We start from the raw sequence: 14,654 nt of genomic DNA on the forward strand, positions 1-14,654 counted from the left end.
CAAAGACATACAGGCGTTTTTTTGTTTTATCTTGTTTATATTAATATCATCTAATATGGTTATAATATCGATAAAGTGTAGACATAGTGTAGACACGGGAGGGCTGTACCCCCCCCCATTTTGATATTTGACCGGAGCCTGATGAAACAAAAGTTAACAGCATCTGTAATAAGTAAGCTCAGTTGCCCTAACAATAAGGCGCAGATCAAGTTCTTTGACACCGAGGTTACCGGTTTGGCGGTTCGTATTACGCGAAATGGTGCCAAGACCTTTATTTTTGAACGGCGTCCAAAAGGTACCAGCGTCGCACGGCAGGAAAAAATTGGTCGCTGTAGTGATTTCAGCATTGAGCAAGCGCGAAGTATTGCTAGACAAAAAGCGGTCGATTTTGAAGATCCTGATTATTTGCAAAAGGTCTTTGAGACGAAAACGCGGCTAACCTTCAAAGATGCCTATGAACAATATGTCTCGGTTCGCATGTCAGCGTTGGCGCAAACTACGCGCGAGAAGCAAATTGGATTGTTTCAGCGTGAAGTTCTGCCCACTATGGCGGATATACCTTTGGAGTCATTTGTAAGGAAGCATTTGTCGAGCATTACACTGCCGATCCAGCAAAGTGGCCGTCAAGGTACAGCATCTGATGTTTGGAAATCCGTCTCTGCGTTTCTGACGTGGTGTGTGAAGCAGGGATATCTCAGCATAAATCCAGTACTTGGTGCCACGCCTGAATTTCAGGTGGCAAAACGCGAACGAAAACTGACCTTGGACGAATTGGCTTCAGTATGGCGTGCGGCTGAAGCACTAACACCTGTAAGATGTTCCGCGGTCAGGCTGCTATTACTCCTTCCCTTTCGAAAAACCGAATTTACGCGTTCTGTTTGGGATGAGTTTGATGGGGAAATGATGAATATTCCGAGTGAAAGAACAAAGTCAAAACGCGCTATTTCTCTTTATTTGACTGATTTTGCCAAGAAACAACTGCCATTACGCCGTAATGACAGTAACCTAATCTTCACTACCAATGGGCAAGTTCCTACTAGGCTTGATGACAAGCTCCTGAAACGCTTGATCAAGCTTGCAGATGTTGAGCCATTCGGTTGGCATGACAATCGGCGCACTTTTTCTACAAACTTGAATGATCTTGCTGGAGCAGACTATTTGGCCATTGAAGCATGTCTGAACCATCAGGTTGAGGCGCAGAGGGGAGTCAGTGGTGTTTATAATCGAGCTACTTATGCGGAGAGGATGCAAGCTGTTCTGCAACAATGGTCTGATAAGGTAGAGGCAGCAGTTGACTAGTAAACCGTATTTGGATGAAAGCAATAATATGTCTGAAAATAAAACTATTGAATTGATTGATAAATGGGAACGATTTTTGGAACGTCAGAACATTGCTGATGCATACTATAGTTTTTTAGATACAGGAAAATTATCACCACTGGCAAAGTTATGCATAGCTTCGCCTGAAAATTCTGCTTGGTTAATGAAAGCCATAGAAATGCTTGAAGATAATCGCGGATATCCTTGGGTAATAAAACAGCAAATTACTAAATTGGGTCACAAAGAGTCAGATAGTTCAAATCCAAATGGACGGCCTCCAGACTTAGATGAAATAGTAGACTCTCGTTTAATTTTTATAAAAGTAGCTATAGAAAAATATGAAAACTTGTTCCTTTGGGGTGGTCATAAAAAAGTTACTAAGAAGATGTTGATTGATAAAATCTGGGGAGAAGAAGAACTCCCTAAAATTGTGCCTCTTAATCCTAGCCTTTCGGCTAAATATGATCTTTTGGCGAGGGCTAGATGCCATCAACCAAAAGATTGTGATGAGCTCGAAAAAGCTCATATAATTTTAATGGATAATGATAGGGACTATATGGAAGCTTTAGCAGCATCTGAGTTTTTGAAACTTTCCAATTAACTCCTACTTTAACTAATTTTATTGGAAATCCAGATGTATCAATTTGGTGTCTCAAAACGCAATTGGAGATACTAATGATACAGTTACTTACCAGAAAGAACGCCGCCGCATATCTTAAAACTAAAGGTATACGGTCATCTCAAGCCACTCTAGCCCGCCTCGCAATGGGAGGTAATGGCCCCCAATACGCCCTGATTGGCCGTACAGCCTATTACAAGCCTGAATGGCTTGATGTGTGGCTAGAGGGAGAACTTGTGCCCCACAGCCATTCTATGGCGCATATGACGGCACAGAACGGGGAGGGCGCGTAATGTCTGACCTCACAAAACATATAGGAATTGTTGCTCGTCATTACTGGGGTGAGCCAAACATCAAATCAAGCAACGGGTCTGACCTGAGGTTTGGCACAAACGGCTCCAAATCTGTGGACTTGGATAAAGGCTGTTGGTTTGATCATGAAAATGAAGTCGGCGGCGGCGTTGTTGACCTTGTGCGCCGTCAGGAGGGTATTCCAGATGGTGCGCCGGTAGCGCATATCTTGCATGAAAAGTTTGATATTCAACCGCTATCAGTGCCAGTTTTGAGTCAAGCTTCAAAGCTGAATGAGACATATGACTATATCGACGCGCAAGGCGAATTGCTTTATCAGGTTCAGCGTTTACATCCTAAATCGTTTAGGCAACGACGCCCCGATAATAATGGTGGTTGGATTTACAACCTCAAAGGCGTTCCTTTGCTACCTTATCGGCTACCAGCTCTGCTCGGTAATCAGCAAGGCTCAATATTCATCGTTGAAGGTGAGAAGTGCGCTGACGAACTATCACGCCTAGGCCTGCTAGCTACAACCAATAGCGGTGGTGCAGGAAGCTGGAAGCCAATCCTGAACCACCATTTTCAGGGGCGGAATGTTGTGATTATTCCAGATAATGATGATGCAGGCCGTAAGCATGCTCAGCGGGTCGCTCAAAATCTTTTTGGGTTAGCAAATAGCCTAAAAATATTGGAATTGCCCGGATTACCTGAAAAGGGCGATGTTATCGATTGGCTGACGAATGGCAATAAGCCTCAGGATCTGGTCAGATTAGCCGATCAAGCCTCGATTGTTGATCAGCCACCAATTGAAAGTGTTGATGAGGACAAAGATTACTACAAGTTCTTGACTGTTGAAGACCTGTATCGTTTGCCCGAGCCAAGACCTCTTGTTGAGGGTTTGATCTCAGAAAATAGCTTCTGCGTTATGTATGGTGCCCCCGGAAGCGGTAAATCGTTTTGCGCCCTTGATATTGGGTTATCTATCGCTTGTGGAATGCCGTGGCATGATAAACAGACTCAACAGGGCTCAGTGCTGTTCATAGCGGGGGAGGGTGTTGGCGGTCTTAAGCGTCGCGTCAAAGCGTTTCAGCGCCATCACGGGCTGGATGCGGTGGGATCCTTCCTAATACTCCATCAGGCCGTAAACTTTCGGGATGAATCAAGTGTACAGCGTCTACTCCGGTCAATTGACCGTACCGGTGGAAATTTTAACGCTGTATTTGTTGATACTGTGGCCAGAGCCTTGCCCGGCAGCGATGAGAATAGTGCAACAGATATGGGCGCGTTTGTTGATACATGTGACCGTATTAGGCATCACACGGGCGCTGCGGTGATAGGTGTCCATCACTCAGGAAAGGACATGAGCCGCGGTATGCGCGGCTCCAGCGCCTTGCTTGGGGCTGTTGATACGTCAATTGAGGTAAAAAACACCGACGGTGTGATCCGCCTCAAAAACGAAAAGCAAAAGGATCACGCTGAGCATCAGCCCATTTATCTTAAGATGAGCGAGGTGGGACTTCTAGATGGCTCCAGCGTGGTGCTAGAGCTAATCAGCAGTGATGGTGGCCAAAACCCCCTAAAACGTCCGAAATTTCGCACTGCTCATCAATATGCAGCGTTTCAGGCGCTACGAAACCTTTTGATAGATAAAAAGGTCAAGAAAGTCCCTGTGAGTGATTGGCATAAGGCGCATGCGGGTAAATCTCCAGACTTGAGCTCAGACAAGCGCAGAGGCGCAAGGCAGCAGTTGCAAGACAAAGGTTTAGTTGTAATCAACGATAGTATGGTTTGGATAAACCGAGAGGTAGAGGAAACTATGGAGCCTTATCACGACACAAAAGACTAAAATCCGGCACATAATGTGGGTGGGGTGGGGTACCCCCTATGGGGTACCCACCAACCCATATGTGCTTGAGGTGGGTGGTTAATCCACCCCAAGCAGAACAAGCCGCCACAAGCAGGATAAGGGCGATCTCAAAAGCACATAAGAGGAATAGGGTGAGTTTGCGGGTCACTTGATAAATCCCTAATATCAATCAAACCTTATGATTGTGCCGTCTTCAAACATAATCTGATCTAAATCAGCTTCCATAAGCACTAAATTAGGTACGATAGACGCTAAACGCGATGGAACATCTGAAACAGCCATACCGGTGTTATACTTGCCTCTTTGAACAATTGTCTCACTTGGTTGAATTCTGAGGTCACCAGTTCCTGCTTGAAGACGCCATTAGGCGCTGCGGACGTGCAAATGGTCGTGCATTCGGCTTTCTGCGCGAGTCAGTAGGCCGCTACTTAGGTTATTAGGGGGTAGAAATGTTAAATAGGCTATTTGTCCGAACTCTGACCTTCTAGGATACGCCTTATACGTTTTAATTCGATAGAGTGTGTGTCTAAACCAAGATTGCGTCTGATAAAGCCTATTAGCCAAACAACGCAAATGCCCATTACCAAATAAACAGTAACTTTGAGCCAGAGTATTATCTGGTCTATCTGAGCAAAGATATCATTGATGATTTCAGTCATAGCGTTGATACAGCCCAATACCTCTAGTTGAATAGGTTTAGAAAGATGGGTATCAAAATGAAGAGGGTCATTAGAATTTCTCAAATGGTTCTAAATGAGACTTTTCCATAATTCTATAGCTTATCCTTTTGCCAAAGCGTCCGCCATTTCGTGATTGGTGTCGCTGTGCCCTTGTTCGTCTTGCCTAACAGCAATTATGACATCCCTGAGTTTAGCCGTCTTAGGCAGCCCATAATAGTCTTTTGCGATATCCGGCGCGTCAATATTTGTAGCTTTGTCCGAGTCTATTTGATCTAAATATTCTGTGTAACTAATTACAGCCTGCTCCTCAAAATAACCGACCATACGGTGTGCCGTTTTTGGAAAAAATACGTACAGAATGAAGTAAAAATGCCAAAAAAAGAATTGGGCTAATAGAATAATAGCCCTCTCTAAAGCATTGGGTTTGGCGATTTCAATAAAAATCATCAAATGCATTCGCTCATTTTCTGCCTCATCAAGTAAAGTCTTTATCCAGCCCTTTTCATCTTGTTTCATTTTCCTCAGAGAACTTAGATGATTCCACATGCCCGCAACCATACCGGGAACTCCAGCAACTGTCTCAAGAACAACCGCCCTATGGCCGTATCGTTTTGCAAAAAAGGTGTCAGCGAACCACCTAAAAAACATTGTTACAGCTAATGCGAACCTGTCAGAAAAATCACTTGGAGCGCGGTGTTGCATTTTTATTACCTCGAATATAAGTCGTTTGTTATAAGAGCCAAGGGCTGTAACCTAATGTATATAAGTTGGAAAATAGTTCCGAGAAACACAACTATGTAATATAAGTAAACCGATCCTAATTTTTAAAAAAGTGAGGCTAACTGAGTGCTTGGTATGACCTCTGGCTCCTTACATATTATTTATTTAGTCTGAATTTGCGATAAAACAAGGCCAGCGCATAGACTGGCAAATAATCACCAATTTAACCTTCCGTATTGGCTTACTGCGGGGGGAGATATGACCTTTTTTATCTTTTGACCCTTTTCTCTAATTTTAGATAAGAAGCTGCAGTAAGTGTCAGACGCATTTTCCGATTATTCGGGATTTACGCCAGTTTCACGTAACGCGCCGGGATCTGGAACGATATGGGGCATGCGCCTTGATCTCATTTCAAATTGATCAAGAATTTGAGAATTTTCGTCTGTTAAGATAGCTGCGAATTGGAAAATCTGGCCAAACATTTGGTTTAAGTCAGAGGTTTCCGTATCGTAGAAAATATAGTTTTTCATTTAGCTAATCAGCTTGATTTGTATTTTGATTAAGTATCTTATAAGGCTTGAACCGTTAAGGTTATTTGGCTGGGAGTGCAATGTGAATCAAATAGGTAAGTGGTTTGAAGCGGTTTTAGGACCATTAATTGGTTATCTTAAGATTGAAGGATTTGGTCCCTTTTTGGCGTTTGCAATTTTAGTTGTTGGAGCAATAGTTATTGCACTTATTTTATATCATTTTAGTGTTTTTTATAGAAGGCTCAATAACGCAATTTCGGCGCTTCAAAATTGTGAAAATGAAGAAGAGTTTTATAAAAATTTTGAATCAATAAATGGATATTTCAATAATAATTCTGGGCTGGGAGTTTGTTGGAGGGAGTTTACAGAGACTATAATTCACCCTCACGTTGCTAGGCCCGGTGGGACAGATCCTATAATACGAAACACCTCTCGCCCGGGTGATTTTTTTGATGCAGAGGCTGCTGGATTCGTTACGCCAACACTGAGGATAATGCCAAACATATTTGTTGGTGTTGGCTTGTTCCTTACTTTTGCTGGGTTGATAGCAGCTTTATCAACGGCCACGACAGCGATGTCGGGCGGTGCTGATCAAATGCAGGTCGCACTCAGAGATCTGCTTTATACCATATCTGCAAAATTCTATACTTCATTGATCGCTTTGGGAGTTTCAATCTTTCTAACTATTATTTTCAGGATTTTGGAAACAAAAAGATCTGTTCTGTTTAAAAAATTAAACGATAAAATTGAAAGGGGAATGCACTTCGTTTCAGTTGAAGAGATCGCATACAGCCAACTAGAAGAGATGAAAGAACAAAAGATCCAGCTCCAGCAATTTAATACAGATCTGGCGATGAAACTTGGAGATCACATTGAAACAGCTGTAACATCGGCAATGAGCCCTGTTGTAGATAAGTTGAGTTCAATGGGAGAGAATATGGGGCAAAGTAACATTAAGGCAATGCAGGAAATTGGCGACGCTATTGCCAAAAATGTTCAAGGAGCTGCAGGCGAAAGTTTAGGCCACTTGTCTGATAGGCTTGATAACCTAACAACTGTACTTGGCGATATGTCATCAAACCTTTCCAAGAGCACAAGTGAGTTTGAGAATGATATAGCCAATGCACTGACGAGTATGAAATCAGGTTTAGAGGCTATGGCGTCAGATCTGCAAAGTAATGCCGCGCAAACATCCGATATACTTTCTGAAAAGCTTGAGGGTCTTGCTGATAGCCTATCAAATGCAGCTGAGAACATTAAGGTTAGCCTTGAAGCAGGGGCAGGAGAGGTGTCTGGTGAGCTTGAAAGAGCAATCGAAAGGCTAACTGAGGCCACTGATAGAAGTGCAGACAAGATGGGCTCTGCTGTTGACGGTATTAACGATGCAGTGAAGGGCATTGCCAGCTCTCTCGAAGATGCTTCGGGGCAAGCTGGTGAATTAGCAAAGGCCCGAATGGAGGAAGCTGGAGCCTCCGCAGCAAATACGTTTTCAGAAGCGGGGCAAAAAATGTCTGACGCGCTCGAGGTGGGTATGGAAGAGCTCAGTACTGCAATGGCAGGCTTTGAGCAGAGTCTCGGTCAAGCCTCAGAAAATATGCTTAAAATGAATGATGAACTGGGCAACACATCTAAAGTGGTTTCAAAGACTAGTTCAGATTTAGATAGTAGCGTAAAGGCTCTTAAAGAGGCATCAGGTAGCGTAAGCGGCGCAATTAGTCCAGCGTTAAATGCTGTTGAAAGTATTCAGTCTGCGGTGAGGCAGATGGATGAAAAGGTGAGTTCAGCAGCTAGTCGTGTCAGCGAAGCTGTTGAGAGGCTTGAGACGGAAATGCGCCTCAGCGGGGAGTCTTGGGAAGAGCATTCGAAAAAGTTTGACGGGGTTAATGAGAACCTTGGGGCAGTGTTCAGTAAAGTTAACTCTCAGATAGAAGAGAGCCAGAGCAGGATGAGAGATTTCGTGATTGGTGTTGACGGCGCATTCAGAAACGCCTTGGCTGGTCTCCAAGAGGCTGTAGAAGAACTAGCTGATGAACGAAAAGCTGGAAGAGATTAGTGTTAGATGGGTGGGGCAAGAAGAAATAGAAAATCACGCAACGAGGCAGACGAGTCTTATTTTGTGTCTATGACTGATATTATGATTGGTATGCTGTTCGTTTTCATTCTGATCATTATGTACTTTTCTTACCAATTGAAGATTCAATCAGAGGCTCAAGATGATTATGCGCAGTCGGCAACAGATCATCGCACGCAGATTCTTGACGAGTTGAAAGATTATTTAGAGGGTAACGGTCAGATTAAAATTGAGATAGATGCAGAGCAGGGTATCCTAAGAGTTCCAGAGGGGGTGTTGTTTGACTCTGGTGTTGCCGATATTCTGGAAGGAAGCAATGCAGACTTCTTCTCGGCCAAGCTGGCAGCAGCTTTTGCGGCTGTCATTAGGTGCTCCGTTCTAAATGAAGGGCTAAAAGTTTTTGATGGTTCAGAAAAATGCAGGTCTAAAAATGTTAACCGAGCATTTATTGAGTCAATATTTATTGAAGGGCATACTGACAACAGCCCCATAAGGGGCGGTCTTAGAGGCAACGTCAAGATCAATTCAAATCTCCGATTATCAGCGCGGAGAGCTACAAATACCTACGAAAATATGATTGCGAAAAAGCCAGTCCTTGAAGCGTTTAAGTCGCCTAAAAACGAACCCGTGTTTGCGGTGTCAGCATATGGTAAGACACGCCCAATTGACACTAATTCCACATCCTCAGGTAAAGCAAACAACCGCAGGATTGATATTAGGTTACTGATGTATATTCCAGAAAACAGTGCGGCGTTATTTGATTACAGGAAAAGGTTGGAGACTTTCTATGAGCTCAACTGATATCTCTGAAATTGACGTAAGCTTTAAGCTACATTTGCCGACGTTTTCTGCAAGATCAGAATCTACAGCGAAGGCAGAGAAAATTATCAAAAAATATGGCTCTATTGTGCCAAATGTACCTGAAAACATAGAACATATTATTCAGAAGGCAAAAGAATATTTCAGTTCAAGTAACGCGGAAAAATTGACTGAAAAAGAGTTGAGAGCAGTTGCATTTGAAAGTTTGTCTAGAGACGAGGGTGATAGGTTTTTCTTTAACCTTTTAAAAGCTGTTGATGAAGCCAAGTCACGCCGGGTTTTTTCTGCTTTGTTTTCCTCTTATATCATGAATTTTAATAAACATGATGAGCGTATTGCTCAAGCTGCCAAACTCCTAAAAAAGCACCAAAAGACTTTGTCAAAAAGCTGGGTGAGACGGCTTGAAAACTTTGATTTGCTGGCATTCAAAACTATTGAAACATCGCTTGCCAAAAAAATTATGGAAGAGGGCAATGACCACTCAGTGTTTGATCGTGCTGGCCTTACTGGAGCATTTTCAGCGAGTCGACTGGTTCAGAGCAGCCTTATCGAATTGGCTAACCAAGTTGCCAAGCGGATAAAAGGTGGCAATACAGACGCCTTATATGATTTTTTAAAGATAGTATGTGTTGGGGACAAAATTAAACAGCATGCTGGTGCGGCAGCTATGATTGCATCACTTAAGCCTTTTATCGACTCTTCGCCGCCAGTGCATTTAAAAGGTCTACTGCAGAAAGTGTTTATCGGTTCTTTCTCTGACCCAAGGATCACTCTAAACCAGTGGCCTGAAATTCCGGCCCATTTGGGCGGCACTAATTTGCGAACCTCATGTATTGGACTTATTAAGAAATGGTTAAATTTTGAGGCGATTGAATTATTCTTCAAGGTTATTGCTGAACACGCTCCTGACGAGCAGTTCGAGCCTAGAAGAAACCTTTGGAAGTCATACTTTGATCAAGAGTTTGTGGTGGATGCTCATATTATTTTAGGACAGAGCGCCGCCTTGACGGCTAAGCGATTAAAAAGAACGGATGATGCTGCTCACGGATTAATATGGGGTAACCTGTCAGGGGCAAACCCTGATCAATCTGTTTTATTGATGCAAATTGGAGATTTAACTGTTGCCGAGTGGAGTCATAATGGAAAATTTAGAGCTTGGGATCCTGACTCACCTAAAAAGCCGAGGTTTTACCGCAACTCTTACAGCGCTTCAGAACTTAGGCTGGGTTCAAACAAAATTAGAAACAAGAATGGTTCTTATGGAGACGGTATAGTTCATCTGGGTGATTGGGTGCCAAGAGCTAAGGCCTACGTTAACCAAGCAACTGGAATTCGCTTGTCGAGGAAAATACGATGAAACAATTTCACTCTTCAATCCAAAGTGACTGTGTCGAGCTGAGGCTCAAGACTGTTTCAAAAAAAATTTTACGAAAAGATAGCGAGTCAATCGAAAACGTTTCAGAGTGGATCGGTTTGTCTCGCTTTGATCAGGTAGAGGCACTTGGCACACTCTTCGCTGCAATGGAAGAAAACTCGGGTAGTTTTGAAAGGTTGGATAGTGACGAAGGGTATCGCGTTTCATTTGATTTTGTCTCAACTCTTAACGAAGCGCAGGCATTGGCTTTAGGTCTTCCAAAATCTTTTCCCTATTCAATAAGAATAAAAAGTATCAGTAATATAGGGTCAAAGAACTATTCGCTCGACTGGATTGCCTATGGTAATGGGCGCCAGTTAAACGTGAGTAGAGTTGGCTGTTTCTTGTATCAGGGTAATGAGGTTTTCAAGTTAAACGCTGATATATGGAAGATCATTGAATGTATAGATGAATTTAACTCAAGTGGTTTAGATGACTTTGACTCAAAGACTTCCTTTGTGTCTGAACTGAGGTCACTTTTGCCCGAGACCCCAGACGGGCGCGTGTACTTCGATGGTGAACTTGCTGAGGTCTCCCTTCAACACGCTGTTGCGTTTTCACTTCAAATTACAGGTGATAAAAATTCGATTAACTTTAATCCAGTCCTTTTTAATAAAATAACAAAAGATAGAGCATCAGAGACTGACACGCTGATAGAAGAAGATGAGCAAGTACTTACTCCCAATGACGCTAGGACCTTTTCTGCTGCTTTTAAAAAGTCAGGGAAGGTCAGCGCATCATATCTTTTAGGTAAGGGGAAGTATGTCTTTATCGATAAGTCGCTAAGGCCTGCACTTGGCGCAGTTAAGACTGCGATCGCGTCCCCAAAAGATGCTCGAGTTGAGTTCGCCAAGGCTCCACAAAAGTTTATCAAAAATATTCTAGAGAGAGATTTTGAAGGCCTTCCTGATGTCGATATAGAAATAGCCTCAGCGAATATTGATAGGATATTTATTGAAACGAGGCAGTTTTCTGACAGGGTGACAGGAATTGGGCTTTGGGAGGCTCCTGACCTGCCTTGGCTGGAGATTGAGCCGCAAGATTGGCGAGCTGATAGCTATTCTTTTTATGTGCAGGGAAAAACGATTTCTATACCAACGCCGGATCTGGAAAAGGAGGTTGAGAAATTAAGATTAGCCGTTCAAACGGGTACCACTCAGGTTGAGATTGGTGGCCAAATCGTCAGACCAGATCAGTCTTTTTTGAATTTTTTGATGGGGCTATTACCCGTTAAGCCAGAAGATCCACCGGAGCCAGAAGATCCACCGGGGCCAGAAGAGCCGCCGGAACCCGTGAAAGAAAAGGGAACATTTGTTCTTCTAACCAAAGAAAATTTTGAGTCGGTGCGGTACAACAGCCGCCTTGCGTCTCGTTCAGGCGCCCTGAGTGCAGAGCCACCTTCTTGCAAAAGCCCAAAAATAGTTTTGAAGGCCCATCAAACATCAGGGCTTAACTGGCTAGTTGAGTCATATAACCGCGGGTATCCCGGTGTGCTTATGGCCGATGATATGGGTCTGGGTAAAACTCTTCAGGCGCTTATGTTTTTGGCAATAATGGTTGAAACAGGGAAAACTGAGACAGGAGAGCCAATTTTAATTGTCGCTCCCGTGGGATTGCTAAAGAATTGGGAAGAGGAGCACTCCAAACACCTCTCCGGTGAGGGGCTTGGTTCCTTTGCAAGGCTCTACGGCAACAGCCTAAAGGGCTTTAAAGTTGCAAAGGGTAGAGATATAGAAAGCGGAAACGCTAGTCTTAATACTGATAAAATAAGGGGTCATGATTGGTTGCTTACCACTTATGAGACCCTTCGTGATTATCAGGCTTCATTCGGGCAAATTAGATTTTCTTGCGTAGTTTTTGATGAGATACAAAAGGCAAAAAACCCGCGTGGTTTGATTTATAACGGCGCTAAAGGTCTTAATCGGGACTTTGTTTTGGGCTTGACTGGCACCCCAGTGGAGAACTCGTTATCAGATTTGTGGACAATTATGGATGTTATTAGCCCCGGGAGATTAGGTGATCTAAAAACATTCATGAGTAGCTATCCTGAGCCAAGGTCTGAGAATGCTCAAGAGGCGCTTGAAAACCTAAAACAATTGTCAGTCCAACTTTTGGAGCCCTCAGCGAATGGCCCGGCTCCAGTGATCCGAAGAATGAAATCTGACCTGTCAGATGCGGGGCTCCCAGAAAAAATTCTTGTGCCATCTCTAGAAACAACAGTTTTGATGCCAAGGATCCAAGATGATGAATATATTGCCCGTTCTAATAAGTTAAACAGCGGGCAGACTTCAATGATTGAGGCTCTTCATGCTTTCAAATCTATATCACTGCATCCCATATCCCCCGTTCAGTTTGAGCAGTTTTCGATTGATGAATACATCAAGGCATCAGCTCGACTTTCTAAAACATTTGAAATTCTTGAACGCATCCATAAACAAAATGAAAAAGTGTTAATTTTTTTGGAGAGTAGAAAATTTCAAGTAGTTCTGGCGTCCCTAGTTAGAGAAAAATTCAAAATGGACCACAGTCCATTAATCATTAATGGTCTGATTAGTGGTGAGGCGCGACAGGAAAGGGTGAATACTTTTCAGTCCAACCCAATTGGATTTGACGTGATGATTATATCTCCAAAGGCTGGTGGTGTCGGTTTGACTTTAACTGCGGCTAATAATGTCATTCATCTAGAACGCTGGTGGAACCCCGCCGTAGAGGATCAATGCACCGACAGGGCTTACCGGATAGGCCAGACAAAAACAGTTAATGTTTACACTCCAATTGCAAAGAATGGATCCTTTGGGGAAAAATCATTTGATTGTATCTTAGACAGGTTGCTCAACGAGAAGAGGTCTATTGCAAAGGGCCTTTTTGTTCCAACTTCTGTTACTGGCGATGAGTTTGGAGGGGCGTTTAAAGAGGGGGTGCGCGGGCGCGAACTAAGCCTTGAAGAAATTGATTGTTTTGAACGTGGTGAAGAGTTTGAGAATTATATAATTAGCCAGCTAAACTCAGTGGGACTGAAGGCGTCTAAAACTCAATCGAGTTATGATTATGGAGCCGACGTGATAGTAAAAAATGAGAAGACTGGTCGCTCTGCCATAGTTCAGTGCAAACATAGGTCCAGTGGTTCAAAATCTGTTTCACAGGATGCGGTCGATGAGGTGCTAAAAGCTGTCTCATATTATGATTTAGGCGCTCCCAAACTATTTGTTGTTACAAATGCAGGGTCAGCTACTTCAGGGTGCAGGAGCGTAGCGAATGAAAATGGTGTAACACTTGTATTGCGAGATGACTTATTGACAGTTCAAGGTGTTTTAGGTTCTAAACTTAATTAGCGGAATGCCAAGGCGAACAAGTTGGTATTAAATGCCTAGATTTTTTGATAGTGATTTTTTTTAATCTGAAAAGAAAAAATATATAGCTTATGGCAAAACCTTGTCACACGCCTCACAATTGCACTTCAGCTTATTTCTATCTGACATAAACTCGCTAATAGTCGCTGGTTTTTTGCATTTCAAGCAGAGCATTTTATCTTTGTATGGGCGTCCCCATTTTTTGTAGACCGGGTCAGCATCGATTTTCAGTAACCAATGTAGAGGTAATGCAACATATCCGGGGGAATAATTGACCCAAAATACCCTTTTGTTACTGAGCCGTTTATTGCTAGTGCAATTTTTACATTCCTCACCCTCCAGCGGCTCTAAATAGGGAACAGGGTGTTTATGAGGCCAACCCTTCCATTTAGAGAGCTTCTGCTCAGCACATTCGTAACAGTAGAAAATTTCTGGGTCTTCCATTACGTCTCCTCGAAGGTGACGTAATCAGCTTGTTCGATGGCTTTTTGGGCGTCGGCATCGTTGGCAAAGAACCCAATGAAGTTGATGACGTGGATGCCGAGTTGTCCCCAGATTTGCTGAACAGTGACTGCTATGATTTCATCAGTGCCATTAGAAAATGTGCTAATCACCATAAAGGTATGATCGTGGTCAAAAATATTCTCGTTCAGAGACCGTTCTTCTTTTTGGGTAAGGACGGCACCTGCTTTTATCTCTTCAGAGCGCTCTTCAGTTTCGCAAATTCCATAATCTGCAGGGTTTTCTAATCGCTCTTTGCGCTCACTCTCATAGCGCTCTCGTTCCATTACAACAGAGTCGTATCCCCAAACTACATCAGAGTCGCATCCTCCCTCATACTCATATGGGTCAAAATCAAGGGCATTGAATATGGCTTCCTGAGCCTCGTGGCCATTTCCAACGACAGCTTTGATTTGTACCATTTGTTCTGGTGATATTTTATACATTGTTTTCCCTCAATGGGTTTTTA

General features: G+C 43.2%; 12 protein-coding genes. 8 read left to right on the top strand and 4 right to left on the bottom strand.

Translation table 11 applies throughout. The annotated features are described in order from the left end of the window. Nucleotides 1-141: 141 nt before the first annotated feature. The 4 genes from SAR116_RS00885 to SAR116_RS00900 all read left to right on the top strand — a co-directional run bounded on the left by SAR116_RS00885 (nucleotide 142) and on the right by SAR116_RS00900 (nucleotide 4,079). A complete protein-coding gene (locus SAR116_RS00885) occupies nucleotides 142-1,299 on the top strand; it encodes a tyrosine-type recombinase/integrase (protein ID WP_013045048.1) in 1,158 nt (385 codons plus the stop codon). After that, nucleotides 1,292-1,921, top strand: a complete 630-nt coding sequence (locus tag SAR116_RS00890) for a hypothetical protein (RefSeq protein WP_148212223.1) — start codon at nucleotides 1,292-1,294, stop codon at nucleotides 1,919-1,921. The genes SAR116_RS00885 and SAR116_RS00890 overlap by 8 nt, the downstream gene beginning before the upstream one ends. A gap of 74 nt (nucleotides 1,922-1,995) precedes the next feature. After that, on the top strand, nucleotides 1,996-2,232 hold the full coding sequence (locus tag SAR116_RS00895) for a hypothetical protein (protein ID WP_049757463.1): 237 nt from the start codon (nucleotides 1,996-1,998) through the stop codon (nucleotides 2,230-2,232). Next, nucleotides 2,232-4,079 carry an AAA family ATPase gene (locus tag SAR116_RS00900; RefSeq protein WP_013045049.1) on the top strand — a complete coding sequence of 616 codons (1,848 nt, stop codon included), beginning with the start codon at nucleotides 2,232-2,234 and terminating at the stop codon, nucleotides 4,077-4,079. The genes SAR116_RS00895 and SAR116_RS00900 overlap by 1 nt, the downstream gene beginning before the upstream one ends. A gap of 800 nt (nucleotides 4,080-4,879) precedes the next feature. Here the strand turns inward: SAR116_RS00900 and SAR116_RS00910 are convergent. Then, on the bottom strand, nucleotides 4,880-5,482 hold the full coding sequence (locus tag SAR116_RS00910) for an alternative oxidase (RefSeq protein ID WP_013045050.1): 603 nt from the start codon (nucleotides 5,480-5,482) through the stop codon (nucleotides 4,880-4,882). A gap of 353 nt (nucleotides 5,483-5,835) precedes the next feature. Continuing rightward, the gene (locus tag SAR116_RS00915; RefSeq protein ID WP_041860687.1) at nucleotides 5,836-6,030 is read right to left on the bottom strand and encodes a 3'-5' exonuclease family protein; all 195 of its coding nucleotides are present in this window, start codon (nucleotides 6,028-6,030) and stop codon (nucleotides 5,836-5,838) included. 82 nt (nucleotides 6,031-6,112) lie between these two features. Between SAR116_RS00915 and zorA the strand changes: the two genes are divergently transcribed. Genes zorA through SAR116_RS00935 form a run of 4 tightly spaced genes read left to right on the top strand, consistent with a single transcriptional unit; the run spans nucleotide 6,113 to nucleotide 13,666 of the window. Further along, nucleotides 6,113-8,083: an anti-phage ZorAB system protein ZorA gene (gene zorA, locus SAR116_RS00920; protein ID WP_013045051.1), complete on the top strand. Its 1,971-nt coding sequence runs from the start codon at nucleotides 6,113-6,115 to the stop codon at nucleotides 8,081-8,083. Nucleotides 8,084-8,089: 6 nt separating this feature from the next. Beyond that, complete coding sequence (locus SAR116_RS00925; RefSeq protein WP_013045052.1) at nucleotides 8,090-8,902, top strand: OmpA/MotB family protein; 813 nt, start codon at nucleotides 8,090-8,092, stop codon at nucleotides 8,900-8,902. After that, nucleotides 8,889-10,277 carry an EH signature domain-containing protein gene (locus SAR116_RS00930; protein ID WP_013045053.1) on the top strand — a complete coding sequence of 463 codons (1,389 nt, stop codon included), beginning with the start codon at nucleotides 8,889-8,891 and terminating at the stop codon, nucleotides 10,275-10,277. The genes SAR116_RS00925 and SAR116_RS00930 overlap by 14 nt, the downstream gene beginning before the upstream one ends. Beyond that, nucleotides 10,274-13,666 carry an SNF2-related protein gene (locus SAR116_RS00935; protein ID WP_013045054.1) on the top strand — a complete coding sequence of 1,131 codons (3,393 nt, stop codon included), beginning with the start codon at nucleotides 10,274-10,276 and terminating at the stop codon, nucleotides 13,664-13,666. The genes SAR116_RS00930 and SAR116_RS00935 overlap by 4 nt, the downstream gene beginning before the upstream one ends. An 87-nt stretch (nucleotides 13,667-13,753) precedes the next feature. On the opposite strand, the gene SAR116_RS00940 is transcribed toward SAR116_RS00935, so the two are convergent. Both SAR116_RS00940 and SAR116_RS00945 read right to left on the bottom strand, forming a co-directional pair. After that, entirely contained in the window at nucleotides 13,754-14,128 is a 375-nt protein-coding gene (locus tag SAR116_RS00940; RefSeq protein WP_041860689.1) for a hypothetical protein, read from the bottom strand. Continuing rightward, complete coding sequence (locus tag SAR116_RS00945; protein ID WP_013045055.1) at nucleotides 14,128-14,631, bottom strand: hypothetical protein; 504 nt, start codon at nucleotides 14,629-14,631, stop codon at nucleotides 14,128-14,130. Before SAR116_RS00945 ends, SAR116_RS00940 begins: the two co-directional genes overlap by 1 nt. Nucleotides 14,632-14,654: the final 23 nt, after the last annotated feature.

Origin of the sequence: Candidatus Puniceispirillum marinum IMCC1322, assembly GCF_000024465.1 — a bacterium.
Lineage (GTDB): Bacteria > Pseudomonadota > Alphaproteobacteria > Puniceispirillales > Puniceispirillaceae > Puniceispirillum > Puniceispirillum marinum.